Origin of the sequence: Pseudoclavibacter sp. 8L (genome assembly GCF_902506465.1) — a bacterium.
Classification (GTDB): Bacteria; Actinomycetota; Actinomycetes; order Actinomycetales; family Microbacteriaceae; genus Pseudoclavibacter.
On record NZ_LR733185.1, the window covers coordinates 146,511 to 170,865 of the forward strand.

The following is a 24,355-nucleotide window of genomic DNA, read 5'->3' on the forward strand; positions in this document are numbered from 1 at the left end:
CGGTATCCTCGGCGGCATGCTCAGCGACGGCAACCAAGTGACTGCAGAGTCGGTCCCAGACTGGGAGTTCCGGTTCAGCACAGGCGAGCGCGAGCAGGCGTCGCTGACCGGGGATCAGCACATCCGCCTGACTCACCTGCAGTCACTTCTCCCGGCGACAGGTCACACCCTGCCCGCGCAGCGCCACGAAGAGCTGACCATGGGGTTGCGAGCGCTCGTCGAAGAAGGGGTCAGCGTCGACCTGCTGGCAGTCGAGCTCCGCCTTCCCCGTGCCTTCGTGGCCAGCATCAACGAGGCTTGAGCCAGGCTCTCTCGGCTCTCGGCTCTCGGCTCTCGGCTCGCGGCTCTCGGCTGATTCGCGATCCGCCCCGCCAGGCGTAGTGTGTTCTCCATCGTGATCCGAAGCCAGGAGGTGACACCCATGAACGCAGGACCAACAGTGGGTGCTCCCCGCAGCTCACGAACTCGCGACTGAGCAGGTCGCGCTGGGAGCGCCCGTCACGTACCGTGCGAAAGGCAACTCCCATGGATCTTCCCTCCTCCTCCGCCCCTCTGCTCGTGCCGTCTGAAGCGCGCGGCCCCCGCCGTGCACTTGTGCTCGGCGGAGGCGGTTCAACCGGCAATGCCTGGCTCATCGGGGTGCTCGCGGGCCTCGACGCGGCGGGCCTCGACGTCGCGTCCGCCGACCTCGTCATCGGCACCTCGGCGGGGGCAACCGCCGGCGCCCAGCTGGCCGGGGCGACACCGTCCGACCTGCTCGAGGCGATTCTCACCGCGCCCACGCAACCCCTCCCGTCCGGGCCACGGCACCCGCCCACACCGGGGGCCGCATCCCAGCAGGTCACAGCCCAGCTCGAACGGATGCAGCGGCTCATCGACGGATCCGCGGACGCCACGGACATGCGCCGACGGCTCGGCGCATCCGCGCTCGATCGACTGGCGGCTGCCGACGGATCGTGGCAGGACCGCTGGCGCAGCATCGTCGCCTCTCGCCTCCCAGTGCTGGACTGGCCCGCGAGGCCGCTGCTGTTCACCGCCGTCGACGCCGGGACCGGCGACCCGGTGACGCTCGACCAGCACAGCGGCGCGGACCTCGTCGACGCCGTCGCAGCGAGCACGTCGAGCGGCCTTCCCTACAGCGTCGGCGATCGGTGGCTCATCGACGGCGGCTTCCGCCGAAACGAGAACGCCGACCTCGCAACGGGCTTCGACCGTGTTCTGGTGCTTGCCCCGTTCTCGGGGAAGAGCCTCACACCACCCGAGTGGGGTCTGCAGCTGGATGCGCAGCTCGAGGAGCTGCGCACGACCGGCAGCACCGTCGAGACGATCTTCCCGGGCGCCGAGCTCGACCACCTGTTCGGGGCCAACGCCATGGACCTCTCGCTGCGACCGTCCGCCGCTCGCGCCGGATTCGCGCGAGGGCAGCGCTATGCCGAAGAGGCGGCTGCGATCTGGGTGTAACGATGGGATGAACTCTTCGCCCAGAGGATTCCCAGAGGAAGTAAGGGTGACCTAAGCTGAGGGAATTCAGTCTTCGGTGCGATCTCCTCGCGCCGATCCCGCCCGAAGGGATCCCTCATGACCATCGTCACCGACACCGCGACGACCATCAGCGCGCGCCTGCGCGAGCGCACCTCGCAGGCCCACGAGAGCGCCGAGCGCTCGCGCTTCCTCGAGCGCCTCCTCGGCGGCGAGCTCGGCATCGATGCCTGGGCTGCACTGCTGCAGCAGTACGGCTTCATGTACGAAGCGCTCGAGAGCGCGGCGGTCCCCGTGCGCGAGAGCGGCACGCTCGGCGCCATCCCGGCCGTCGAGCTGAACCGTGCCGCCTCGATCGCGGCCGACCTCGAGGCGCTCGCGCCGCGGCTCACACAGCCGCTCCCCGGTGAGCTCCCGGCAACCCGCGACTACGCGGAACGCATCACCGCATCCGCCGCCGACCCGGCCCGCTACCTCGCACACCACTACACGCGCTACCTCGGCGACCTGTCCGGCGGGCAGGCCATGCGCGTCATGCTCGACCGCACTTACGGGCTCCCCGCGCACGAGGCGACGTTCTTCGACTTCACCGAGATCCCCGCGATCGTGCCGTTCAAGCGCGCCTACCGCACCCAGCTCGACGACCTCGCCTTCGACGAAGCGGCCATCGTGCGCCTCCTCGACGAGGCCAACGCGAGCTTCACGTGCAACGAGCGCATCTTCGAAGCGCTCGACGCGCGCTTCTAGCGACAACCGCACGCACCGCGCAGGCGCGAGCGGCCCGCATCCACTCGGATGCGGGCCGTTCTTGCGTGCTCGCAGTCCTCCGCACCGACTCGCGCACCTCGCGGGCACGGGCGCCAACCCGGCAAGTGCCCGCAGAGTTGTGGCGAAACGCGGTCAGGGCAAGCAGCAACAGCATCGGGCCACAACCCTGCGCCACCGCCTGAGCCTGGACCTGCACCCGCCACGCGCACCCGCAGCTGTCCCTGCGTCTGCGCGCGCATCCGCATCCGCACCCGCGGCTGCACCTCCACCTGCACTCGACGGCGCCGCCCACGAGCGACACGAGCGCAAAGTTGTGGCCAGGTGAGGTCGGGAAGCGGAGCAACAGCATCCCGCCACAACTATGTCGAGGTAGCAAGGCAGCGAGTAGAGCAGCACGCAGAGCTACAAACGACACGAGCGACCCCCGCAAACGTGGCGAGCGTCCCAGCACAAGGTCGAGAGCTGAGTTGTGGTCGCTACAAGCGCGCTATGACGACCACAACACCGGTTTGGGCGAGCGGACCACAGGTCCGCCCCCTCCGGACATCTCGATTCCCCGCAAACGTGGCGAGCGTCCCAGCACATGGTCGGGAGCTGAGTTGTGGTCGCTACAAGCGCGCTTTGACGACCACAACACCGCTTTGGGCGAGCGGACGACAGGGCCGACCCCTCCGGAAGCCGCGACTACCCGTAAAAGGTCCTGGTCAAGGCCAAGAGCTGAGTTGTGGTCGCTACGAGCGCGTCTTGACGACCACCACACCGCTTTGGGCGAGCGGATGACGGCTCCGCGCCTCCAGAAGCCGCGACCACCCGTGAAAGGTTCAGCACAAGGTCGGGAGCTGAGTTGTGGTCGCTAAGAGCGCGTCTTCACGACCACAACACCGCTTTGGGCGAGCGGATGACGGCTCCGCCCCTTCCAGAAGCCGCACCTACCCGAAGAGGTTCGGGTCGAGGCCGAGCCTTCGCCGGACGAGGAGCGAGATCGACCAGTTGAGACCGGCGATGGCGAGCATGCCTGCACCCCCGCCGAGCACCATAGGCGCAGTGATCTCCCCGATCTGCAGGCTCGAGGCCTCACTCGCGGTAGCGACCGGGCCAGCCTCCGACTGCGCGGCTCCCCCGCCAGCGGTCGCGACGCCGGCCGCCGGTGCCGTCGTGGTGGGGGCGGGCGCGGCCGCGTTCGGAGCACGCGTCCCGCCAGACGCATTGTTCTGCGTGAGCGTGAGCGTCGGCGCGGCCGGCGCGCTATACGCACCCGCGGTGGGCGTGTAGTCGCCGGCGAGGCTCACCGTGAGCGGGATCGTCGGCTTGTACGCGTCGCGAGCGCCGTTCGAGGTGAACCAGTACGAGAACTGGCCGGTCTCCTTCTGGAAGTCGACGAAGTCCGAAGGGAACGCTCCCCAATAGCTGGAGTTCAGCGCTGTGCGTGCCGCCTGCGCCGTAGCGGTCGAGTCGCCCCCTCCGACCACTCCCTGCGACTGGCCCGTGCCGCTGTACGGGACGCCCGCGTAGTCGGGGGTGGTCGTGATGACATCACCGCTGGTGTCGACGCCGGTCAGGTTGGCGAGGGTTATGGTGCGGTCGGCCAGCTGCATCCACTTCGAAGCATCCGTCATCGACGCCCCGTAGCCGGAGGCTGTCGCGGTGATGGTGCCCTTGCCGCTCCCGTCCACCTTGAGCACGGGGTCGGTTGCCGTCCAATAGGTGAGCCCGCCGTAGAAGGCAACGGTGAAGCTGCCCCGCCACTGCACGGTCAGCTCTGAGCCGGAACGGGTCGCCTCGCCGCCCGTGATGCGCACCTGGGATTCCGTGTGGGAGCCGAGCCGTGCCGTCGAGACGGCGGTGCCTGTGCGGTCGATGCACTTCGTCGCCCAGCTCGCCTGCTCGAAGCCGTCGCCGTTGGGCTTGATGATGGTGACGTTGCCGTCGGCGGAGCGGTACTCACTCGCGTTCCAGGCCCGCGATGAGCCCGTGTCGCCGGCCCTGCCCGCCGCGAGGAAGTTGCATCCCCCGGCGTAGGCGCCGCTCGTGGCCTCCTTGTTGAGCCCCCAGTAGAACGTCGCACCGTCGGCTGATTCACCGCCGCCGTCGGGGGGCGTGGTCGGCTCGGTGCTCGGGGGCGTCGTTGGCGCGGTTGTCGTCTCTGGTGGCACGGTCGGCTCTGGGCGCGATCCGGTGCTGAGCAGCTGCGTCGCGGATGCACCAGCCTGGGTCGCGAGGTACGGGGTCACGGTGACCGCGTACTCGGTGTCTGCGGTGAGCCCGGGGACGATCGTCGTTCCCTGGCCGGTCGCATCCGCTGGAACGTGCAGGATCGTGCCGACGGCGGTGCCGCCCTGCGTGAGCTGCAGCTGGTACCCCGTCGGGGGGCCTCCGCCGTCCGCAGGCCAGGTGAGGGTGGTCGTGAACGAAGTGGCCTGGATGTCGCTGACCGTCACTCCTGGCTGCGTCGTCGTCCCGAGCGGCGGCACGACGGTGATGCGGACCGGATGAGCGCCGCCGAGGTCGATCGGGGTCTCGGCTGCGCCGTTGCGCACGGCGAGGGTGAACACGTGCGCACCCTCGGGCAGGTCCGCGACATTCCACGTGCCGAGACCGGCACCGGCCGTGATCTGCGCGGTCGTGTCCGGCTGCAGCTGAAGCTCGCTTCCGTCCGCGGCTCGGAGCAGGGGCTCCCCGGAGATGCCCTCTCCGAGGTTGGAGAATCGCACCTCGATGCCCTCGGTGTAGCCGAGCGGCACTCGCTCATAGGCGGGAGTCGCCGTCGGGGACGTGTCGAAGCGCAGCTCGAGCGGTGCGGCGACCTTCTTCGGGTCGGCGATGCCGCCTGAGGAATACCAGTAGCTCGACTGTCCGGTCGCTTCGTGGAACGCCACGAAGTCCTTCGGCCATGCGCCCCAGTCGTCGCCCGTGCGGGCCTGCGGTGTGCTGACGGTGCCCGCGTCCACACCCCGGTAGTCGGGAGTGATGGTGGCACCGGATGCCGTGAGCTCGGCCGGTGTGGCGTCGATCGTGGCGAGCGTGACGCGCTGCGGGCCGAGTCTCTGCCACTTCGTCGGGTCGTCCATGTCGGCGCCGTAGCCGCCAGCGGTGCCAGTGAGCGTGCCCCTGCCGTTGGTGAGGTCGAGCCTGAGATCGTCCACCGACCAGTACGTCATGCCTCCATAGAAGACCACGGTGAAGGCGCCGTCCCAGGAGACGCTGGCCGTGCCGGCTTCGAGGTCGACGGTGCCGGTGCCATCGGCGAGGTTGACCTGGTTGGCGCTTGTCGACCCGGCTCCCGTGCCGACTCTGCTCCCGCCTGCGTCGAGGCACCTGGAGTCCCAGGTGGCTGGCACCTGGTTGCCGGCGGCGTCGGGCTTCGTGATCGTGACGCTGCCGTCGCTCGCCGAGTAGAGGCGGTCGTCGGCCCAGACCGCGGAGCTGCCGTTGTCGCCGGATGCTCCGGCGGAGAGGAAGTTGCACCCGCCGAAGTAGGCGCCACCGCCGACCTCGTCGTTCATGGTCCACGAGAGGCCGACTCCCGTGACCGGTGTCGATGCCGCCTCGGCGGAGTCGGCGGCCAGGAGGCCGACCCCGGTGAGGAGTCCCATGATGCCGATCCCGGCGAGGATGCGCGTGCCGATCCCCGGAGCCGGCAGGCGGTGCCCGCGCGGGGTGCCCAGGTGCTGTGTCGCTGAGGTCACCGTGCGTCCTCCCGGCGTCCGGTCGCGCTCGAGAGGATGAGGGTGGGCGCATCGCGCTCCTCGCCGCCCGCGTCGGCGCGGGGGTCGTCGAGCGGACTCGGGTGGCGCGGCGACGGAGCGTCCATGGCGAAGAAGTCGACGAGCTTGTCGTTCTCGAGCGGCGCGGGGCCGGCGGGAACCTGCGAGAGCGCCTGCTGGGCCCCGACCGCGCCCAGCCTGCGCCGGGCGCGAGCTTCGCGCTGCTCCTGGGAGAGCCTGACTGCCGCCGTCTTCCTGCGCTGCTTCTCTCGTTCCTGGAGCGCCTTGCGCTCCCGTTGCCCGCGCACCTTCTCGAGTGCGGCCGGGTTGACACCGAGGAGGAGGCTCTTCGCGGCGAGGTACGCGCCGATCCCGACGGCGAGCGCGACGACCGTGAGGCCGACGAGCAGCAGGACGGGCGCCAGCACCACGAGCCAGGCGAGCGCCTCGCCGGCGGCGCCGAGGCCCTGCGACGCGCCTGTGCTCTGCGTTGTCGTCCCGACGGGGGCGGAGGTCGCGACGGGCGCCGCGTCGCCGGGCTGCTCGGCGGGGGCCGCGGGGGCCGCCGCCTGCGGCTGCTGGGCGCTGGCCTCGGCCTGAGGGGCGACGGCTGCCTCGCCGCCGGCGAAGGTGAGCGGCGTGAACGACTCGTTGTTCGTGTTCTTCACGCCGTGCGCGCCGATCGTGATGATGCCGCACTGCACGGTGGTGCAGTCGACCGAGGTCGCGTTCTGGTCGCGGTCGTAGGTCTGGAAGACGGCGCCAGGGATGCGCAGCGTTCCCGACCACGTGCCGTCGGCCGCGACCTCGCCGCCGTTCGCGGCGTAGGAGGTCGACCCGCCCGGGAAGGCGGCGAACAGCTGGTAGCCGACGGGGTTCGTCTCGTCGTCGTACACGTACCGGTAGTCCTCCCCCGTGACGCCGCCGGCGCTCGGCTTCCACGAGCCGCCGTTCGGGTCGTCGACCCACCCGAACAGCACGTAGATGCCACCGAACCCGCCCTGCACCGACTGGAAGCCGGAACCCGACACCTGGATCTCGCTCTGCGCATCCGCCGCGGGCTGCCCGGAGATGGTCACCTGGCCCGCGGCGTGGGCGGGCGACGCGGTAACGCCGGCGAGCAGGGCACCGAGGGCGAGGGCGAGGGCCGCGACGATCGAGGCGGCCGAGTGCGCCAGGGAGAAGCGGCTGGCCGTTGGGGTGGTGGCGGTCATGCGTTCTGCCCTTCTGCGGCGGGGGTCGAGGGGGCCGGTCGGGAGGGGTCGGGAGGGGGTGCGCTTGGGGACGACGATCGGCGATCCGGTGATGGGGTCTTCGAGGATGTGCACGGGGTGCTCGTACACCTGCGTGATGAGCTCAGCCGTGAGCACGTCGGCGGGCGGCCCGTCGGCGACGATGCGGCCGCGGCTGAGGAGCGCGATGCGGTCGGCGTAGGCGGCGGCGAGGTCGAGGTTGTGCACGATGATGACGACGGCGCATCCGGTGCTCGCGTAGCTGCGCACGAGGTCGAGCACCATCTCCTGATGCTTGATGTCCATAGCGGCGGTCGGCTCGTCGAGGAGCATGACCGAGGCGGTCTGGGCGAGCACTCGCGCGAGCGCGGCCCTCGCGCGTTCGCCGCCGGACAGGGACGGGTAGTGGCGGTCGGCGAACCGGTCGATGTCGGTGCGCCGCATCGCGCCCGCCGTGATGAGGTCGTCGCGGTCGCGCTCGCTGACCTGCTGCCAGGGCGCGCGGCCCATGTCGACGACCTCCTCGACCGAGAACGGGAAGGCGATGTCGACCTGCTGCAGGAGCACCGCGCGGCGCATGGCGAGCTCGGTGTTGGTCCAGGCATAGCTGGGGAGGCCGTCGATCTCGACGGTGCCGCTGCGCGCATCCACGTCGGCCGTGATGACGTTGATGAGCGTCGACTTGCCGGCGCCGTTCGGGCCGACGAGGGCGAGTACCTCCCCGGCGCGGATGTCGAGGTCGAGTCCCTCGAGCACGGTGCGCTCGCCGAAGTCGACGCTCACGTCGCGCACGGAGAGCACCACGTCTCCTGGCGCTGTGGCGCGCGGCTTGCGGATGGGGTTCCTGAGGATGGATCCGATCACGACCACGCACCGCCCTTGGCCCGGCTGCGCCGGATGAGGTAGAAGAAGAACGGCCCGCCGATGAGCGAGGTGAGCATGCCGATGGGGAGGTCCGCGTATTCGACGAGGGTCCTCGCGCCGAGGTCGGCGATCGTGAGCAGCAGCGCGCCGCCGAGCACTGAGCAGAGCAGCAGCGCCCGGTGGGACGGGCCGATGATCATGCGGATGATGTGCGGCACGACGAGCCCGACGAAGGCGATGATGCCGGCGAAGGCGACGGCGGCCGAGACGAGGAGGGCGACGTAGATCATGACCAGCAGCCGCACGCGCTCGACGTTGACGCCGACGTGGCGGGCCGCTTTCTCGCCGAGCGACAGCAGATCGAGCTGGCGGCCGATGCCGATGGCGAGGATGCACCCGACGATGATGAGCGGCGCGACGAGCCAGACCTGCTCCCAGCGCGAGCCGTTCATGCTGCCCATCTGCCAGAACACGATCTGCTCCCGCGCCTGCGTGGGAGCGCTGAAGGTGATGAACGCGATGAGGGCACCGCAGACCGCGTTGACGGCGACTCCCGTGAGGATGAGGGTGATGACGTCGGTGCGGCGGCCCGAGCGGGACAGCGAGTAGACGACGAACGTCGTGATGAGGCCGGCGACGAACGCGAACGTCGGCGTCGTGAAGGGGCCGAGGAACGTGAGGCTGAAGAGGATCGAGAAGCTCGCGCCGACTGCTGCACCGGCCGAGACCCCGACCGAGCCTGGCTCGGCGAGCGGGTTGCCGAAGATGCCCTGCATGAGCGCGCCGGCGACGGCGAGCGCAGCGCCGACGAGCACGGTGAGCACGAGTCGCGGGAAGCGCACCTCCGCGAGCGCGGCGGCCCCGAACTCGTGGCTCGGGCCTGGCAGGGCGTCGATGCCGACCTGGTTGAGGAGGAAGCCGAGCACCTCGAGCGGCGGGATGTAGAGCTGGCCGATCATCGCCGACACGAGGCAGCCCGCGATGAGGAGGATGGCGAGCACGGCTGCGAGCAGCGACGCTCGAGCCTTCTTGGTCCGGGGCGGCGCATCCTTCGGCTCGGCGACCGGATCGGGGCGTCGCCGTGCCCGCTCCTGTGCCCCGTCGAGGAGGCGGCGGCGCTGCGGCTGCCGGGGTGCGGCCGGTGGGGTGGTGTCTGGCGGTGTTGCCGTTCTCACGTGTGCATCTCTCATCATTCGCCCGTTCCTGTGCTGGTGGCCGGGTCCGGTTCTGGCACGTAGGCGAGGTCTGGCGCGTAGATCGCGGTGCCGAGCGCCGCGAGGACGGAGGCTGTGCGGGGGCCGAAGCTCATGACCTCGTAGTCGCTCATGTCGACGATGCGCTTGTTGGCTCCTGCTGGGGTCTGCCCGATGCCGGGCAGCTGGACGGCCTCGTCGATGCCGCCGACGGAGGCGAGGCCGAGGGTCATGACGATGATCACGTCGGGGGCGGCACGCACGAGCGCTTCCGCGTTGGTCGGCGACATTCCGGCGAAGCCGACCTCGGTCGCGACGTCGCGCGCCCCGATGCTCTGGATGATCGAGTCGGCGCCGGACCCTGCGCCGAACCAGTAGTAGACGCTGCCGCGCAGGTAGAGGAACACCACTCGTGGCTTCTTCTCCGGGTCGGTGGGCGCCATCGTGCCGAGCTGCTGGATGGTCGTGCCGATCTCGGCCTGCGTGCGCTCGGAGAGCTTCTCCCCCAGCGCCGGCACGCCGAGGGCATCCGCCACGAACTGGATCTGCGGGGCGACGCCGCCGACGCCGTCCTCGTAGGCGATTGGCACCATGACGACGGGGATGCCCGCCTGCCGCAGCTGCAGTTGCACGTCGTACGGCCCGATGGAGGCGTCGGTCACGACCACGGTCGGGGCGAGCTGCAGGATCGACTCGGCGTTGAGCTCGTGCCCGTTCTGCGTGACGAGCGGCAGCTGCTCGTTGCCCGGCATGAGCTTCGTGATGTCGGTGGCGGTGTCGCGCCCGATGAGGTTGCAGCCGAAGCCGAGGCCGATGACGGCTGCCGCGAGTCCGCCGTTCTGGTTGATGGCGAGGATGCGTGTCGTGTCGGTCACGGTCGTCGCGGCGCCGTCGGAGCTCGTGAACGTCGTCGGCAGCTGCTGCACGGCGGTGGCCGCGTCGGTGACGGGGTTGATCGCCGCGGTCTGCGTGTACGCGGTGGTCGGCCCGGTGATGCTGCGCGGCTCCGGCAGCTCCGCCGAGGTGACCTGCGGGAGCACGGGGGCCACGGGGTCCGCCTGCACTGGCTGCGAGACGCACTGCTCGTTGCCTGCACCGTTGGCGGTGCCGATGTTGTGGAACCCGTTGACCCAGAGCACCGAGACGACGACCACGGCGAGCGCTGCCCAGCCGGCGCGACGGATCGTCGAGCGGCGGAAGCGGCGGAGCGTGCGTGGCAATGGCATGGGTTCCTCGGTCGTGCGTCGTCAGGTCGTGGATACGCGTGGATGCGGGGCTGGTGGGCTCAGCCGGCTCGTCCCTTGCGCCGAAGCAGCAGGATGATGCCAGCGGTCAGTGCGAGGGCGCCGACGCCGAGGGCGATCGCGAGCGTCTCCGCGCCGGTGCTGGCGAGTCCCGCGCCTCCGCCCGCCGGCCCGGTGCCGGTGCTCGCTCCTGGGCTGAGCGTCGGCGCGATGCTCTGGCCGGTGCTCGGAACGGTCGTCGGCGCTGCGGTACTCGTCGGGGTGCCCGCCGAGGTGGGCGCGACCGTGGGCGCCGGGATGGTCACCTCGACGATGCCTGACGGGGCGGTGGGGGCCGGCTCTGCGACGGCGGGCGTCGGGCTCCAGAGGCCGGTGGCCAGGGCGAGGGCGATCCCGGCGATGACCGCGAGCGCCGCGCCTCCCGCTGGGCCCCCAGCCTGGGGAGGGGCGAGCCGCTCGGCGCCCGGCGCCGCCTCGGAGTCGTAGCCGGCCATGAGGAGATCGAGCCGACGGCGACGCCAGAACCAGAAGACGATGCCAGCCGCGGCGACCAGCAGCAGCATGACGAGGGTCACGAGCGACCAGGGCAGAGCGAACGCCGAGAGGTCGGCCGTGACGGCGACGGGCACGTCCGTGAAGGCTCCGACGGGCTGCAGGTACACGGTGAGGGCACCGGTGAGCGGACCGATGGCACCCGTCGTGATCTCGCGCGTGATCGTGACCGCCGATCCGGGGAGCAGCTCGGGGATCTCGCCACCGGTCATGGCGACTCCGGCGGCCCCGCCGATGCCGCTCAGGCGCAGATCCTCGAGCGACGAGAGCCGCACGTTGCCGGTGTTCACGAGCTCGTAGCTGACGGTGGTGGTGCCTCCGCCGAAGGGGTTGACGCCAGCGGCACCCCAGTTGGTCGCGAGGCTGCGGATCTCGGCGGTTGGCGCGAGCTCTCCGCTCACGCGCATGTCGATGCGCAGTCCGAGGCGCCGCTCGACCTTGACCTGGTCGGTGGAGTCGCCGGGGAGGAGTGAAGCGACGATCGCGGCGGAGTGGTCGCCGGGCGTCGCATCCGCTGGCACCGTGAGGGTGAACGGCACGTCGATGCTCGCCCCCGGCTCGAGGGAGACCGAGCCTGTGCCCGGGGCGACCCAGGTACCCGCATCCACCGACGGCTCGCCGTTCTCCAGGATGTCGACGGCGCCCGTCGCGGTCGTGAACGCGTCGGCCGCGTAGATCGTGAGCTCGAGCGCGCCTGGCCCGGTGTTGGTCACGTTCATGGAGTCTGCGATGACGTCGCCCGGGTTGACGTCGTAGGTGAAGTTGGGTCGCCCAGAGCCCCGGTCGCCGTCGACCGTGTCGATGCTCCACGCGGGCGGCTGCGTCGTGTCAGCCTGCGCCGCGGTCGGCGCGACGAACGACAGCAGCGCCAGCAGCGAGGTCGTGAGTACGACGGATGCTGTGGCGCGAGTGCGGAGACGGATGGGGAGAGCCATGTGGTCCCTTACGTGGGGCCCTCGCGGCGGGGCCGCGGCGGAGCGAGCGAGCGATGCGGAGGAGCGGGGTGCTGCGAGGGCGGATGCTCGTGCAGCGGGGGTGCGAGTGCGCGGGAGCCTGGTGGGCTCCCGCGCACTCCTCGGCCCCTAGGAGATGGCCGAGATGGTGAGCGTGGCGGAGTACGCGCCCTGCTGCGTTGTGGTGGGGACCGTCAGCGTGAGGTCCGCACCGAGCGTTGCGCTCGCGGCGGTGTTCGACGTCGCGAGGAGCTGTGCCGTGTTGAGGCCCGTCGCCGCCGAACCAGCGGTCACGTTCGCGGCGTTGCCCGCGATGAGCTCAGGAGCCCAGCCGAGGTTCGCAGCCGAGATCGAGTCGATGCCGTTGCTGAAGTCGCTCGACTGGCCGGAGACCGTCCAGCCGTAGGCCGCGGTGCCGCCGGCACGCGTGTCCGTGACCGCGACGTCGCTGATCGAGCCTTTGGCGACGAAGGTGTCACCGGTCTGGACCGCGGTGCCGAGGTCGGCGCCGTTCTGGTCAGCCCAGGCCCACGAGAAGGAACCCGTCTCAGGGTCGACCGGCGTCACTGCGGCTTCAGGGATGACAACCTCCACGTTGCCGTCCGGCGTGCCGGGAACCTCAGGCGCTGCGATCTCCGCGTAGCTCGCGGAGAAGCCCTTCGCGACCTTCTTCGGGTCAGCCGCGCCGCCAGAGGAGTACCAGTACGACGACTGGCCCGTCTTGGCGTTGAAGTCGACGAGCGACTGCGGGAAGGAGCCCCACGTCGCGGCCGTGGTGTTCTGCGGCGATCCGGCCGTGGTGACCTCGACGCCCAGGTAGTCGGGCGTCGAGACCTCGATGCCTGTCGCGGTGACGTCGACGCCGTCGAACGTGGCGAGGTCGATCGTCTCTGGTGCGATCGGAACCCACTGCGACATGTCCTCCATCGACGTGCCGTATCCGGAGGCGGTGCCCGTGAGCGTTCCGACTCCGTTCACGACGTCGAGCACTGGGTCGGAGACCGTCCAGTACGTCAGGCCGCCGTAGAAGACGATCGTGAAGTCGCCGTCCCACGAGATGGTGCCGGTGTCGGTTGCGGGGTTGACGGTTCCAGCGCCCGCCGCGAAGTTGACCCGGTTGTTGGTCGTCGAAGCGGGTGATGGGGAGACGGCCGCGCCTGCCGCGTTCTGGCACTTGGTGCCCCAGGTTGGGGCGATCTGCTCGCCGGCTGCGTTCGGCTTCGTGATGGTCACGTTGCCCTCCGCTGCCTTGTAGAAGCCGTCGGCTTCGGTCCAGAGACGGGAGGAGCCCGTGTCGCCTGCCGTACCGGCGACGAGGAAGTTGCAGCCGCCGAAGTAGGCGCCGCCGCCGGTCTCGTCGTTGAGCTGCCACGAGAACGAGACGTTCTCGACGGTTGCGTCGCCTTCTGCGGCTGACGCTGGTGCTGCGCCGAGGCCGAGGCCCGCCGCGATGAGGCCTGTCGCGGCGAGTGTCGCGCCACCGCGAGCCAGCACAGACGACCGACCAGCCGTCCGTTCTTGCACTGCTGTCATGAGTTCTCCTGAATAGAAGTCACGGCCCCCCGACACGCGCGCAGATGCGCGGCGAGTGCCGTGTACCGAAAGCCCTACGCTTGGACGCCACCCGGTGGAACCGGTTAGGTAACGCTAAGTAAGGCAAGGGTTACCTTACGGGAGATTTTCAGGTTCGACAATGGAGCACGACGATCCGGACACGAATTCACCCCAGAACCACACGCGCCCCGTCGGCAACCACCGCGTTACCTTGGCCCGGTAGCGTTGCTCCGTGCAATCCCCCCTGGACCGATCCGCGGCAGCGCCCACGCCCCGCACGCTCATCGACGTGCTCACGGCCACCGCCACCGCGCATCCCGACGCCATCGCGATCGACGACGGCGACGCCCCGCTCAGCTACCAGGACCTGAGCGCCTACGTCGCGCAGACCGCGAAACGGCTGCAGGATGCGGGAGTTCGGCGAGGCGACAAGGTCGGTGTGCGTCTCGTCTCGGGCACCCGAGAGCTGTATGTCGCGATCCTCTCCGTCATCGCAGCCGGCGCCGCGTACGTGCCGGTCGACGTCGACGACCCCGACGAGCGCGCGGTGCTCGTGTTCGGCGAGGCCAAGGTGCGAGGGACCATCCAGGGCGACGGGGAGTTCACGCCGGCCGCCGACGGCCAAGCGAGCCCCCACCCAGCCGTTCCCCTGTTCGACGAAGGCGCACCGCATCCGGAGAGCACGAGCCTCACCGACCTCGAGGGCCCCCACCTCGACGACGACACCTGGGTCATCTTCACCTCAGGCTCGACCGGCGTACCCAAGGGCGTCGCGGTCTCCCACCGCTCGGCCGCCGCGTTCGTCGACGCCGAGGCGAAGCTGTTCCTGCAGCACGACCCCATCGGGCCAGGCGACCGCGTGCTCGCGGGCCTCTCCGTCGCCTTCGACGCCTCCTGCGAGGAGATGTGGCTCGCCTGGCGCTACGGCGCCTGCCTCGTACCAGCCCCGCGATCGCTCGTGCGATCCGGCGAGGACCTCGGCCCCTGGCTCCTCAGGCACCAGATCTCGGTCGTCTCCACCGTGCCGACCCTCGCGGCGCTCTGGCCCAGCGAGACTATCGAACAGGTCAGGCTGCTCATCTTCGGCGGCGAAGCCTGCCCGCTGGAGCTCACGCAACGCCTCGTCGGCGAAGGCCGCGAGGTCTGGAACACCTACGGACCCACCGAGGCCACCGTCGTGGCCTGTGCCGCCCTCCTCGACGGCAGCGCCCCCATCCGCATCGGCCTGCCGCTCGACGGCTGGGAGCTCGCCGTCGTCGACGCGGACGGCAGGCGCGTCACGGAAGGCGAATCCGGCGAGCTCATCATCGGCGGCGTCGGGCTCGCCCGCTACCTCGACCCCGCCAAGGACGCAGAGAAGTACGCCCCGATGGAGAGCCTCGGCTGGGATCGCGCGTACCGCTCGGGTGACCTCGTCAAATTCGAGGAAGCCGGCCTCGTATTCCTCGGGCGTGCCGACGACCAGGTCAAGATCGGCGGCCGACGCATCGAGCTCGGCGAGGTGGAGGCAGCCCTCCAGGCCGTCACCGGAGTCACCGGCTCGGCCGTCGCCGTCCGCAAGACCTCCGCCGACGTCTCCATCCTCGTCGGCTACATCGTCACCGGCGCGGGCTACGAGCGGCAGCTTGCGCGTGCCGAACTCGGCGAGCAACTCCCGAAGGCCCTCATCCCGCTCCTCGCGGAGGTCGACTCCCTCCCGACCCGCACCTCCGGCAAGGTCGACAAGAACGCCCTGCCATGGCCGCTGCCCGGCGCCGACGATGTCTCCGGTGACCTCGACGGGCACGTCGCCTGGCTCGCCGAGCAATGGCAGGCCGTGCTCGGACTGCCCGTCGGCAGCGAAGACGCCGACTTCTTCGACCTCGGCGGCGGATCCCTGTCGGCCGCCCAGCTCGTCACCCGAGTGCGCGCGCGCGTGCCTGAGTTCACGGTCGCCGACGTCTACGACCACCCCCGCCTCGGCGCCATGACCGAGTCCATCAGCGAAGCGCTCGACGACGAGGACGACGTGATCGCCTCGTTCAGCACGCCAGGCCCCACGCCGCTCTCGGCACGCATCCTGCAGATCGTCGCCGGTCTGCCCCTGCATATCCTGGCCGGCGCGCGCTGGGTCACCTACCTGCTCGCGGCAAGCGCGCTCCTGCAGCTCCTCCCCGGCTTCGACGTGCTGCCGGACGCGCCGCTCTGGCTCATCGTCGCCATGCTGATCGTCTTCGTGACCCCGTTCGGGAAGATGGCGATCTCGGTCGCCGCCGCGCGCATCCTCCTCTTCCGGCTCAGACCCGGCGACTACCGACGCGGTGGCGCGACGCACATGCGCCTGTGGCTCGCCGAGCAGGTGGCAACGCAGATCGACGCCGTCGGCCTCGCAGGCGCACCGTGGGTCGTCTACTACGCTCGCGCCCTCGGCGCCAAGGTCGGCAACAACGTCGACCTGCACTCTCTGCCGCCCGTCACCGGCATGCTGCAGCTCGGAGACGGCGCGGCCATCGAGCCGGAAGTCGACCTCACCGGCTACTGGATCGACGGCAACCTCGTGCGCATCGGCGGCATCCGCATCGGCGCGGGGGCGACCGTCGGCGCCCGAAGCACCCTCGCCCCCGGCACCAAGATCGGGCAGGGCGCCGAAGTCGCCCCGGGGTCGGCGGTCTTCGGCAGGGTCCGCTCGGGCAAGAGCTGGGCGGGCTCCCCCGCCGTGCGCGTCGGCAAGGTGCGCGCGAGCGACTGGCCGGCGGCCCGTCCACCGCAGCCCGCCGGCTGGGCAGTCGTCTACGCCATCGCCTCGGCCGCCCTCGCGCTGCTCCCCCTGTTCGCGTTCGCGGTCGGCGGCGTCGTCATCGCCGCCGGGATGCGCGGGGCCGGGACGCTCGGCGAGGCGACCCTCTCCGCGTTCGCCTGGCTCGCCCCCGCTGTCATCGCGGCCGGCATCACCTTCGCCGGCTTCGTCGTGCTCTTCGTTCGCCTCCTCTCGATCGGCCTGAGGGAAGGCACCCACCCGGTGCGCTCGAGGATCGCCTGGCAGGCCTGGTGCATCGAGCGCCTCCTCGACGCGGCCCGCACCACCCTCTTCCCGTTCTACGCGAGCCTCTTCACCCCCGTCTGGCTGCGGATGCTCGGCGCGAAGGTCGGGCGCGACGTCGAGGCCTCGACCGTGCTCCTGCTCCCCTCCATGACGCAGATCGACGACGGGGCGTTCCTCGCCGACGACACCATGGTCGCCTCCTACGAGCTGCACAACGGATGGATGCGCATCGAACGAGCGCGCATCGGCGCGCGCGCCTTCCTCGGCAACTCCGGGATGGCCGCCGCCGGGCACTCCGTCCCCCGCGACGGCCTCGTCGCCGTCCTCTCCGCCGCCCCGGCGAAGGCCAAGCCCGGCTCATCCTGGCTCGGGTCCCCGCCCGTCCGCCTCCGCCGAGTCGCCGTCGACGGAGACGAGACGCGCACCTACAACCCGCCAAGGGCGCTGCGTGTCGCGCGTGCCCTCTGGGAGCTGTGCCGCATCGTGCCCGTCATCGTCACCTGCGGGCTGGGCCTGGGCGTCCTCCTTGGACTCGCAGCCATCGAGACCTCCGTCGGCGTCGCCTGGAGCATCGTGCTCTCCGGATTCGTCCTCCTGGGTGCTGCCGCAGCATCCGCCCTCATCTCGACCATCGCCAAATGGGTCATCGTCGGTCGCATCCGCGTCTCCGAGCAGCCCCTCTGGTCGAGCTTCGTGTGGCGCACCGAGGTCGCCGACACCTTCGTCGAGATGGTCGCGGCGCCCTGGTTCGCGCGGGGCGCTGCAGGAACGCCAGCCCTCGCGATGTGGCTGCGCTCACTCGGAGCGAAAATCGGCAAGGGCGTCTGGTGCGACTCGTACTGGCTGCCGGAGGCCGATCTCGTCACGCTCGGGGACGGAGCCACCGTCAACCGGGGATGCGTCGTCCAGACTCACCTGTTCCATGATCGAATAATGAGCATGGACACCGTCACCCTCGAAGCAGGCGCAACGCTGGGACCACACAGCGTGATCCTCCCCGCCGCCACCATCGGCGCTCACGCCACCGTCGGGCCCGCGTCGCTCGTCATGCGAGGCGAGTCTGTGCCCGTCGGCAGCCGCTGGAGCGGCAACCCTATCGGCCCCTGGCGGGCCCTGAAGCTGCGCGCCTACCAGTCGAAGGCTTCATGATCCTCGCGACGAGCGCGGAGCCGCTGCCAGGCAACCCATACACGCCGCAGAGCGGCGACGTCAGCATCCGCGTCGAGCACTACGACCTGGCGCTCAAGTACCGGATGCAGAACAACCGTCTCTCGGGAACGGCGACGCTGAGCATCCGCACTGCGGTGCCGCTGACCGCGTTCTCCCTCGACCTCGTGGGGCTCCGAGCGAGCAAGGTCAACGTGCGCGGCGACAAGCAGGCCCGCTTCAAGCAGAGCGACCGCAAGCTGAAGGTCACGCTCTCCAAGCGAGTCGAGGCTGGCGACGCCATCACGCTCGAGATCGTCTACGAGGGCGCGCCCCGGCCGCGCCGCTCCCGCTGGGGAGTCATCGGCTGGGAGGAGCTGGAGGACGGCATCATCGTCGCCTCGCAGCCGACGGGAGCCCCGACCTGGTTCCCCTGCAACGACCACCCGGCCGACAAGGCCAGCTACCGCATCCAGGTCGCCGTCGACAGCAACTACGACGTCGTCGCGACCGGGACCCTGAGCTCGAGACGCGCCTCCGGCGGGCTCACGACCTGGGTGTACGAGGAAGCCGCCCCCACTGCCAGCTACCTCGTGACCCTCCAGATCGGCCGCTACCAGCGCGAGGACGTGCAGCTCGCGGGAGTGGCGGGCCACCTTCACTACCCTCCATCGCTCGCACGACGCGTCGGCACCGACTTCGCCGACCTCGCGAAGATGATGGCGACCTTCGAGCTGACGTTCGGCCCCTACCCGTTCGACACGTACGCCGTCATCGTGACGGCCGACGACCTCGAGATTCCCCTCGAGGCGCAGGGCATGGCCATCTTCGGCGCCAACCAGATCGATGGCGCACGCGGCCAGGAGCGGCTCGTCGCGCACGAGCTCGCGCACCAGTGGTTCGGCAACAGCGTCGGCGTCGCGGGCTGGCAGCACATCTGGCTGAACGAGGGCTTCGCCTGCTACGCCGAGTGGATCTGGTCAGAGGCGAGCGGCGGACCGAGCGCCGACAGCCTGGCTCGGGGCGCCCGGGCATCTCTGGCGAGGCTTCCCCAGGACCTGCTGCTCGGAGACCCGGGAGCCGAGGACATGTTCGACGACCGCGTGTACAAGCGCGGCGCGCTCACCCTGCACGCCCTGCGGCTCACGGTCGGTGATTCTGCGTTCTTCGAGATCCTCACGAGCTGGGCTCAGGTGAAGCGCTTCTCGGTCGCCTCGACGGCGGAGTTCCTCGAGCATGCGGCGTCCCTGGCGCCGGATGCTCCGCTCCAGGAGCTGTTCGACGCCTGGCTTTACCAGCTCACGCTTCCCGACCTCCCTCCGCCTCCTGCGGCGAAGGTCAGTCGCCGCTGGCGCTAGCGGTAGCCGTAGCGGTCGCGACGGCAACCACGAATCGACCGTCGACGAGGGTCTGACGGAGTCGGTAGAGCGCCCCCTCGCCCCTGATGCGGGCCAGACCGTCCGCGTCGAGCTGCACCTCGCTCGGGTCGACCCTGAGCCCACGACCGTCGGCTTTGAGGACCGCTTCGGTAGCCGTCCAGCGTTCGAGCTCTGCCGCGGCGCCGGCACCCGCCTCGAGGCCAGCCTCTTCGACGTCGAGCCCGAGGGCCGAGACATGGTCACTGTCGGCGAGCGCGACGAAGACGGCGCTGCCGGCGTAGGAGATGCTCACGAGCATCGGCTGCTCCCGCAGGCGGGGCTTCCCGTGCTCAGCGGAGCCGCAGTGCCCACACGACGCCTCGAGGAGGGGTGCGGGGTCGTCGAGCGCCACGCTGACGAGCAGCCGCCCGGTGAGGAAGGCATCCGCCCGGGCATCGTTCAGGTGAGCGAGGCGCTTCCGGTCATCCGCGGAGAGCAACCCGAGCGCCTGCCTGCGCTGGCGAGGGCTCAGGCTCGTCGCCTCTGCGCCGAGGAGCCTTGCACTGCCGAGCCGCAGTTCAGTGAAGTCCATATGACGCCTCTGATCGAGGACGACGCGGGAGCACGGATCCGTGCGAACAGCGGAAGCCCCGCGTGCGAGTGCACGCGGGGCTTCCGCTGGGACGCGACAAAGCGCAGCCGTCCTCGATCGACCCGGGACGGTTACGCCGACTTCTCGGCGCGCAGCTCCGGCCGAGGGATGATCGTCGGCGCCGCGTTCTTGAGCACGACGTCGCGCGTGATCTCGACACGGCTCGCGTCGTCGAGAGACGGAACATCGAACATGACCGGCCCGAGCGTCTCCTCGAGGATGGCGCGGAGGCCACGAGCGCCCGTCTGCCGCAGCACGGCGAGGTCGGCGATCTCCTCGAGCGCACCCTCGTCGAAGACGAGCTCGACGCCGTCGAGTTCGAACATCTTCTGGTACTGCTTCACAAGCGCGTTGCGCGGCTGCGTGAGGATGTCGATGAGCGCTCCACGGTCGAGCGGCGACACCGTCGTGATGACGGGAAGACGACCGATGAACTCCGGGATGAGCCCGAACTTGTGGAGGTCTTCTGGCAGCACCTCGCTATAGAGGTCGCGGTCGTCGTTCTTCGAGTGCAAGGGGGCACCGAAGCCGATGCCCTTCTTGCCCGCACGCTGCGAGACGATCTCCTCGAGCCCAGCGAACGCCCCGGCGACGATGAACAGCACGTTGGTCGTGTCGATCTGGATGAACTCCTGCTGCGGGTGCTTGCGGCCACCCTGCGGCGGCACCGAGGCGACCGTGCCCTCGAGGATCTTCAGCAGCGCCTGCTGCACGCCCTCGCCGGAGACGTCGCGCGTGATGGACGGGTTCTCCGCCTTGCGCGCGATCTTGTCGATCTCGTCGATGTAGATGATGCCCGTCTCGGCGCGCTTCACATCGAAGTCGGCGGCCTGGAGGAGCTTCAGGAGGATGTTCTCGACGTCCTCGCCGACGTAGCCGGCCTCGGTGAGCGCCGTTGCATCAGCGACCGCGAACGGCACGTTGAGGCGCTTCGCGAGCGACTGCGCCAGGTAGGTCTTCCCGCACCCGGTTGGGCCGATGAGCATGATGTTGCTCTTCGAGATCTCCACCTCGTCGACGCGGTCTTCGGCCGAGGTGATCTGGCCGAGCGCGCGGACGCGCTTGTAGTGGTTGTAGACCGCGACGGCGAGTGCCTTCTTCGCGGGCTCCTGACCGATGACGTACTCCTCGAGGAACGCGAAGATCTCTCGCGGCTTCGGGAGCTCGAAGTCCTTGACCTCGCTGGTCTCGGAATCGGCCATGCGCTCTTCGATGATCTCGTTGCACAGCTCGACGCATTCGTCGCAGATGTACACACCAGGACCAGCGATGAGCTGCTTGACCTGCTTCTGGCTCTTGGCGCAGAACGAGCATTTCAGCAGCTCGCTGCTTTCACCGATACGTGCCATGAGGACCTCCTTCGCGGTCTGCCAAGACTAACCCGAACCGCCGACATTGCCCGGATGGCCGCGCCAGGGGCACTCCCCGGCGCGGCCATGGACATTGCAGCGTGTTCGATTCGGTCGGATCGAACTAGTCGATGATGACCGGCTCGGCGCCCTTGCGGCTCGTGAGCACCTGGTCGATGAGGCCGTACTCCAGCGCCTCGGCGGCCGACAGGATCTTGTCGCGCTCGATGTCGCGGTTGACCTTGTCGAGCGACGTGCCGGAGTGACGCGCCAGCGCCTCTTCGAGCCACGTGCGCATCCGCAGCACTTCCTGCGCCTGGATCTCGATATCCGATGCCTGCCCCTGGCCGGCACCGCCGGTGGAGGGCTGGTGGATGAGCACGCGAGCGTTCGGCAGAGCCAGACGCTTGCCTGGCTGTCCGGCCGCGAGCAGCACGGCAGCCGCCGACGCCGCCTGGCCGAGGCACACGGTGGAGACCTCGGGGCGGATGTACTGCATGGTGTCGTAGATCGCCGTCATGGCCGTGAACGAGCCACCGGGCGAGTTGATGTACAGCGTGATGTCGCGGTCCGGGTCCTGGCTCTCGAGCACGAGGAGCTGGGCCATGATGTCGTCCGCCGACGCGTCATCGACCTGCACGCCGAGGAAGATGATGCGGTCCTCGAAGAGCTTCGCGTACGGGTCCTGGCGCTTGTAGCCGTAGGCCGTGCGCTCCTCGAACGTCGGCAGGATGTACCGCGACGACGGGGTCTGGACGCCTGCCGTCGAGCCGCCGGTCAGAAATGGGGTGTTCATATGCTCTGGCTTCCTTACTCTGCCGACTCGGACGTGGACTCGGCGTCGCGCTTGGTGCCGCCGCCGCCCGTGACCTCGGTTGCCGAGGAACGGATGTGGTCGACGAACCCGTAGGCCAGCGCCTCGTCGGCGTTGAACCAGCGGTCGCGGTCGCCGTCCTCGTTGATCTGCTCGAGGCTCTTGCCCGTGCGCTGCGCCGTGATCGACGCGAGGCGGGCCTTCATGTCGAGGATCAGCTGCGCCTGGGTCTGGATGTCGCTCGCCGTGCCACCGAATCCGCCGTGCGGCTGGTGCAGCAGCACTCGCGCGTTCGGCGTGATGTAGCGCTTGCCCGGCGCACCTGCGGTCAGCAGGAGCTGGCCCATCGATGCCGCCATGCCGATTCCCACGGTCACGATGTCGTTCGGCACGAACTCCATCGTGTCGAAGATCGCCATACCGGCGGTGATCGATCCACCCGGCGAGTTGATGTAGAGGTAGATGTCTCGCTCAGGATCCTCTGCAGCAAGCAGCAGGATCTTGGCGCAGATCTCGTTCGCGTTCTCGTCGCGCACCTCGGACCCGAGCCAGATGATGCGGTCTTTCAAAAGCCTGTCGAAGACGCTGTTCGGCAGTTGAATATCAGCCACGGTCGCTCCATTTCCCTAACGGTCGTCACCGAATCTAGTGGAGCCACGAGGCCAGCGCTGGCCTGTTCGCCCACGGCACACGGTGCCTGGCAAAGGGCAGGGGATGCACGAAGCGCCGCCGGCGTTATGCCGGCGGCGCTTCGTGGAGTGGGCGGGAGGCTACTTGGCCTCGTCGTCCTTGGCTTCGTCGGCGGCGACCTCGTCGGACTCGACGGCGTCAGCCGATTCCTCGGCCTCCGCTGCGGCTGCCTTGTCCTTGGCGCGCTGCACGGCCACCGTGAACTCGGAGATGTCGACGGCTTCGCCGTTGGTGTCGACGACCTCGGCCTTGTCGAGGACGAAGAGGATCGCCTTCGAGCGTGCGACCTCGCCGATCATGCCGGGGAGCTGGTTGTTCTCCTGCAGCACGCCGATGAACTCCTGCGGAGCCATGCCGTACTGGGCTGCCGACTGGATGAGGAACTGCGTGAGCTCGTCCTGCTCGACCTCGACGCCCTCAGCCTTGATGACCTCGTCGAGGAGCACCTGCTGGCGGAACGACTTCTCGGCGTTTGCGCGAACCTCGACGCCGTGCTCGTCGTCGGGCTGGAGGCCCTCCTGCTCGAGGTGGCGCGTGACCTCGTCGTTGATGAGCGTCTCGGGGAGCGGGATCTCGACGAGCTCGAGGAGCTGCTCGACGATCTTCTCGCGGGCCGCGTCGACCTGCGCGAACGTCTTCTTGCTCTTGGCCTGCGTCTCGAGGTCTGCGCGGAGCTCCTCGATGGTGTCGAACTCGCTCGCGATCTGCGCGAACTCGTCGTCGATCTCGGGCAGCTCGCGGTCCTTCACGGACTGCACCGTGACGGTGATCTCCGCTTCCTTGCCCTCGTGCTCGCCGCCGAGCAGCGTGGAGCGGAAGGTGGTCTCTTCGCCTGCGGTGAGCGTGAGGAGCGCCTCGTCGGTGCCCTCGAGAAGCTGGCCGGAGCCGAGCTCGTAGGAGATTCCCTCAGCTTCGTCGACCTTGTCGCCGTCGACCATGGCGATGAGGTCGAGCGTCACGAAGTCGCCGTCCTCGATCGGGCGGTCTGCCGTGACGAGCGTGCCGAAGCGCTTGCGGAGCTCTTCGAGCTCTTCGTCGACGTCAGCCGCGTCGACGACTGCAGCCTCGACCTCGACCTTGATGCCGTCGTACGACGGGAGCTCGATGGACGGACGCGAGTCGACCTCGACCTCGACGACGAGGTCGCCGGAGAAGTCCGCGACGTTCGGCGTCTCGACGACGTCAGCCTTCGGGCGTCCGAGCGGCTGCACGTCCGACTCCGAGACGGCCTGGTTGAAGAAGACGTCGAGTCCGTCGGAGATCGCCTGGTCGAGGACCGCGGCGCGACCGACGCGCTGGTCGATGATCGGCGTCGGAACCTTGCCGCGGCGGAAGCCGGGGACCTGGATCTGCTCTGCGATGGTGCGGTAGGCCGAGTCGACGTATGGCTTGAGTTCAGCCGGTTCTACGTTGATCGTCAGCTTGACGCGGGTCGGGTTGATCTGTTCGACCGAGGTCTTCACGTGGGGCATCTCCTGAGATACGTGGGGTGACTGCGCGGATTCGCGCGTGGAGCGGGGTGCGACTGCACGCCGCGCACCACCCAGATGGGCGTATCGCCGCACTGATGCGGCTGCGGACAGCCTACGGCACCCACAAACGACAGCACTCTACCGGCAATCAGGATCGTCGTGGGCGGGGAGGCACAATGCGCGCCCTCGTCCGCGCGCGAGAAGTCAGCCAGAAGCAGGCTGACGGACGCGGGAACCTGCATCTCGCTCACTCTTCGCCTCCGGCGAGGGCGGAGGGCGGGAGGGACCAGCAAAGAGGGGGACGGGGAC

The 24,355-nt window shown here is 69.6% G+C and carries 16 protein-coding genes; 5 read left to right on the top strand and 11 right to left on the bottom strand.

What is annotated here, in order from left to right; translation table 11 throughout:
* Positions 1 to 16 precede the first annotated feature (16 nt).
* The 3 genes from GV007_RS00660 to GV007_RS00670 all read left to right on the top strand — a co-directional run bounded on the left by GV007_RS00660 (position 17) and on the right by GV007_RS00670 (position 2,226).
* The gene (locus tag GV007_RS00660) at positions 17 to 301 is read left to right on the top strand and encodes a hypothetical protein (protein ID WP_160070570.1); all 285 of its coding nucleotides are present in this window, start codon (positions 17 to 19) and stop codon (positions 299 to 301) included.
* A 224-nt stretch (positions 302 to 525) separates the two neighbouring features.
* Positions 526 to 1,461, top strand: coding sequence for a patatin-like phospholipase family protein (locus GV007_RS00665; RefSeq protein ID WP_160070571.1), 936 nt, complete (start codon positions 526 to 528; stop codon positions 1,459 to 1,461).
* 117 nt (positions 1,462 to 1,578) lie between these two features.
* Complete coding sequence (locus GV007_RS00670) at positions 1,579 to 2,226, top strand: biliverdin-producing heme oxygenase (RefSeq protein WP_160070572.1); 648 nt, start codon at positions 1,579 to 1,581, stop codon at positions 2,224 to 2,226.
* Between the two features lie 950 nt (positions 2,227 to 3,176).
* Here the strand turns inward: GV007_RS00670 and GV007_RS00675 are convergent.
* The 6 genes from GV007_RS00675 to GV007_RS00700 form a co-directional block, all read right to left on the bottom strand.
* The gene (locus tag GV007_RS00675; RefSeq protein ID WP_160070573.1) at positions 3,177 to 5,933 is read right to left on the bottom strand and encodes a fibronectin type III domain-containing protein; all 2,757 of its coding nucleotides are present in this window, start codon (positions 5,931 to 5,933) and stop codon (positions 3,177 to 3,179) included.
* Positions 5,930 to 8,047 carry a heme ABC transporter ATP-binding protein gene (locus GV007_RS18995; RefSeq protein WP_201297532.1) on the bottom strand — a complete coding sequence of 706 codons (2,118 nt, stop codon included), beginning with the start codon at positions 8,045 to 8,047 and terminating at the stop codon, positions 5,930 to 5,932. The genes GV007_RS00675 and GV007_RS18995 overlap by 4 nt, the downstream gene beginning before the upstream one ends.
* On the bottom strand, positions 8,044 to 9,222 hold the full coding sequence (locus GV007_RS00685) for a FecCD family ABC transporter permease (protein ID WP_442960366.1): 1,179 nt from the start codon (positions 9,220 to 9,222) through the stop codon (positions 8,044 to 8,046). The genes GV007_RS18995 and GV007_RS00685 overlap by 4 nt, the downstream gene beginning before the upstream one ends.
* Before the next feature lie 14 nt (positions 9,223 to 9,236).
* Entirely contained in the window at positions 9,237 to 10,466 is a 1,230-nt protein-coding gene (locus GV007_RS00690; RefSeq protein WP_160070574.1) for a heme/hemin ABC transporter substrate-binding protein, read from the bottom strand.
* A gap of 59 nt (positions 10,467 to 10,525) precedes the next feature.
* The gene (locus tag GV007_RS00695) at positions 10,526 to 11,971 is read right to left on the bottom strand and encodes a hypothetical protein (RefSeq protein ID WP_160070575.1); all 1,446 of its coding nucleotides are present in this window, start codon (positions 11,969 to 11,971) and stop codon (positions 10,526 to 10,528) included.
* Between the two features lie 147 nt (positions 11,972 to 12,118).
* Positions 12,119 to 13,522 carry an HtaA domain-containing protein gene (locus GV007_RS00700; protein ID WP_160070576.1) on the bottom strand — a complete coding sequence of 468 codons (1,404 nt, stop codon included), beginning with the start codon at positions 13,520 to 13,522 and terminating at the stop codon, positions 12,119 to 12,121.
* Positions 13,523 to 13,775: 253 nt separating this feature from the next.
* On the opposite strand from GV007_RS00700, the gene GV007_RS00705 reads away from it, so the two are divergent.
* Positions 13,776 to 17,714, top strand: coding sequence for a Pls/PosA family non-ribosomal peptide synthetase (locus GV007_RS00705; protein ID WP_160070577.1), 3,939 nt, complete (start codon positions 13,776 to 13,778; stop codon positions 17,712 to 17,714).
* Positions 17,711 to 19,069: a M1 family metallopeptidase gene (locus tag GV007_RS00710; protein WP_160070578.1), complete on the top strand. Its 1,359-nt coding sequence runs from the start codon at positions 17,711 to 17,713 to the stop codon at positions 19,067 to 19,069. Before GV007_RS00705 ends, GV007_RS00710 begins: the two co-directional genes overlap by 4 nt.
* Here the strand turns inward: GV007_RS00710 and GV007_RS00715 are convergent.
* The 5 genes from GV007_RS00715 to tig all read right to left on the bottom strand — a co-directional run bounded on the left by GV007_RS00715 (position 19,050) and on the right by tig (position 24,046).
* A complete protein-coding gene (locus GV007_RS00715; RefSeq protein ID WP_160070579.1) occupies positions 19,050 to 19,661 on the bottom strand; it encodes a 4'-phosphopantetheinyl transferase family protein in 612 nt (203 codons plus the stop codon). The two genes, GV007_RS00710 and GV007_RS00715, sit on opposite strands and share 20 nt — an antisense overlap.
* Before the next feature lie 131 nt (positions 19,662 to 19,792).
* Positions 19,793 to 21,070, bottom strand: a complete 1,278-nt coding sequence (clpX, locus tag GV007_RS00720) for an ATP-dependent Clp protease ATP-binding subunit ClpX (RefSeq protein WP_104240772.1) — start codon at positions 21,068 to 21,070, stop codon at positions 19,793 to 19,795.
* A 124-nt stretch (positions 21,071 to 21,194) separates the two neighbouring features.
* On the bottom strand, positions 21,195 to 21,866 hold the full coding sequence (locus GV007_RS00725) for an ATP-dependent Clp protease proteolytic subunit (RefSeq protein WP_160070580.1): 672 nt from the start codon (positions 21,864 to 21,866) through the stop codon (positions 21,195 to 21,197).
* A 14-nt stretch (positions 21,867 to 21,880) separates the two neighbouring features.
* Positions 21,881 to 22,495 (bottom strand): ATP-dependent Clp protease proteolytic subunit, encoded by a 615-nt coding sequence (locus GV007_RS00730; RefSeq protein WP_104240770.1) that lies wholly within the window; start codon positions 22,493 to 22,495, stop codon positions 21,881 to 21,883.
* A gap of 159 nt (positions 22,496 to 22,654) precedes the next feature.
* Entirely contained in the window at positions 22,655 to 24,046 is a 1,392-nt protein-coding gene (tig, locus tag GV007_RS00735) for a trigger factor (RefSeq protein ID WP_228503431.1), read from the bottom strand.
* Positions 24,047 to 24,355 lie beyond the last annotated feature (309 nt).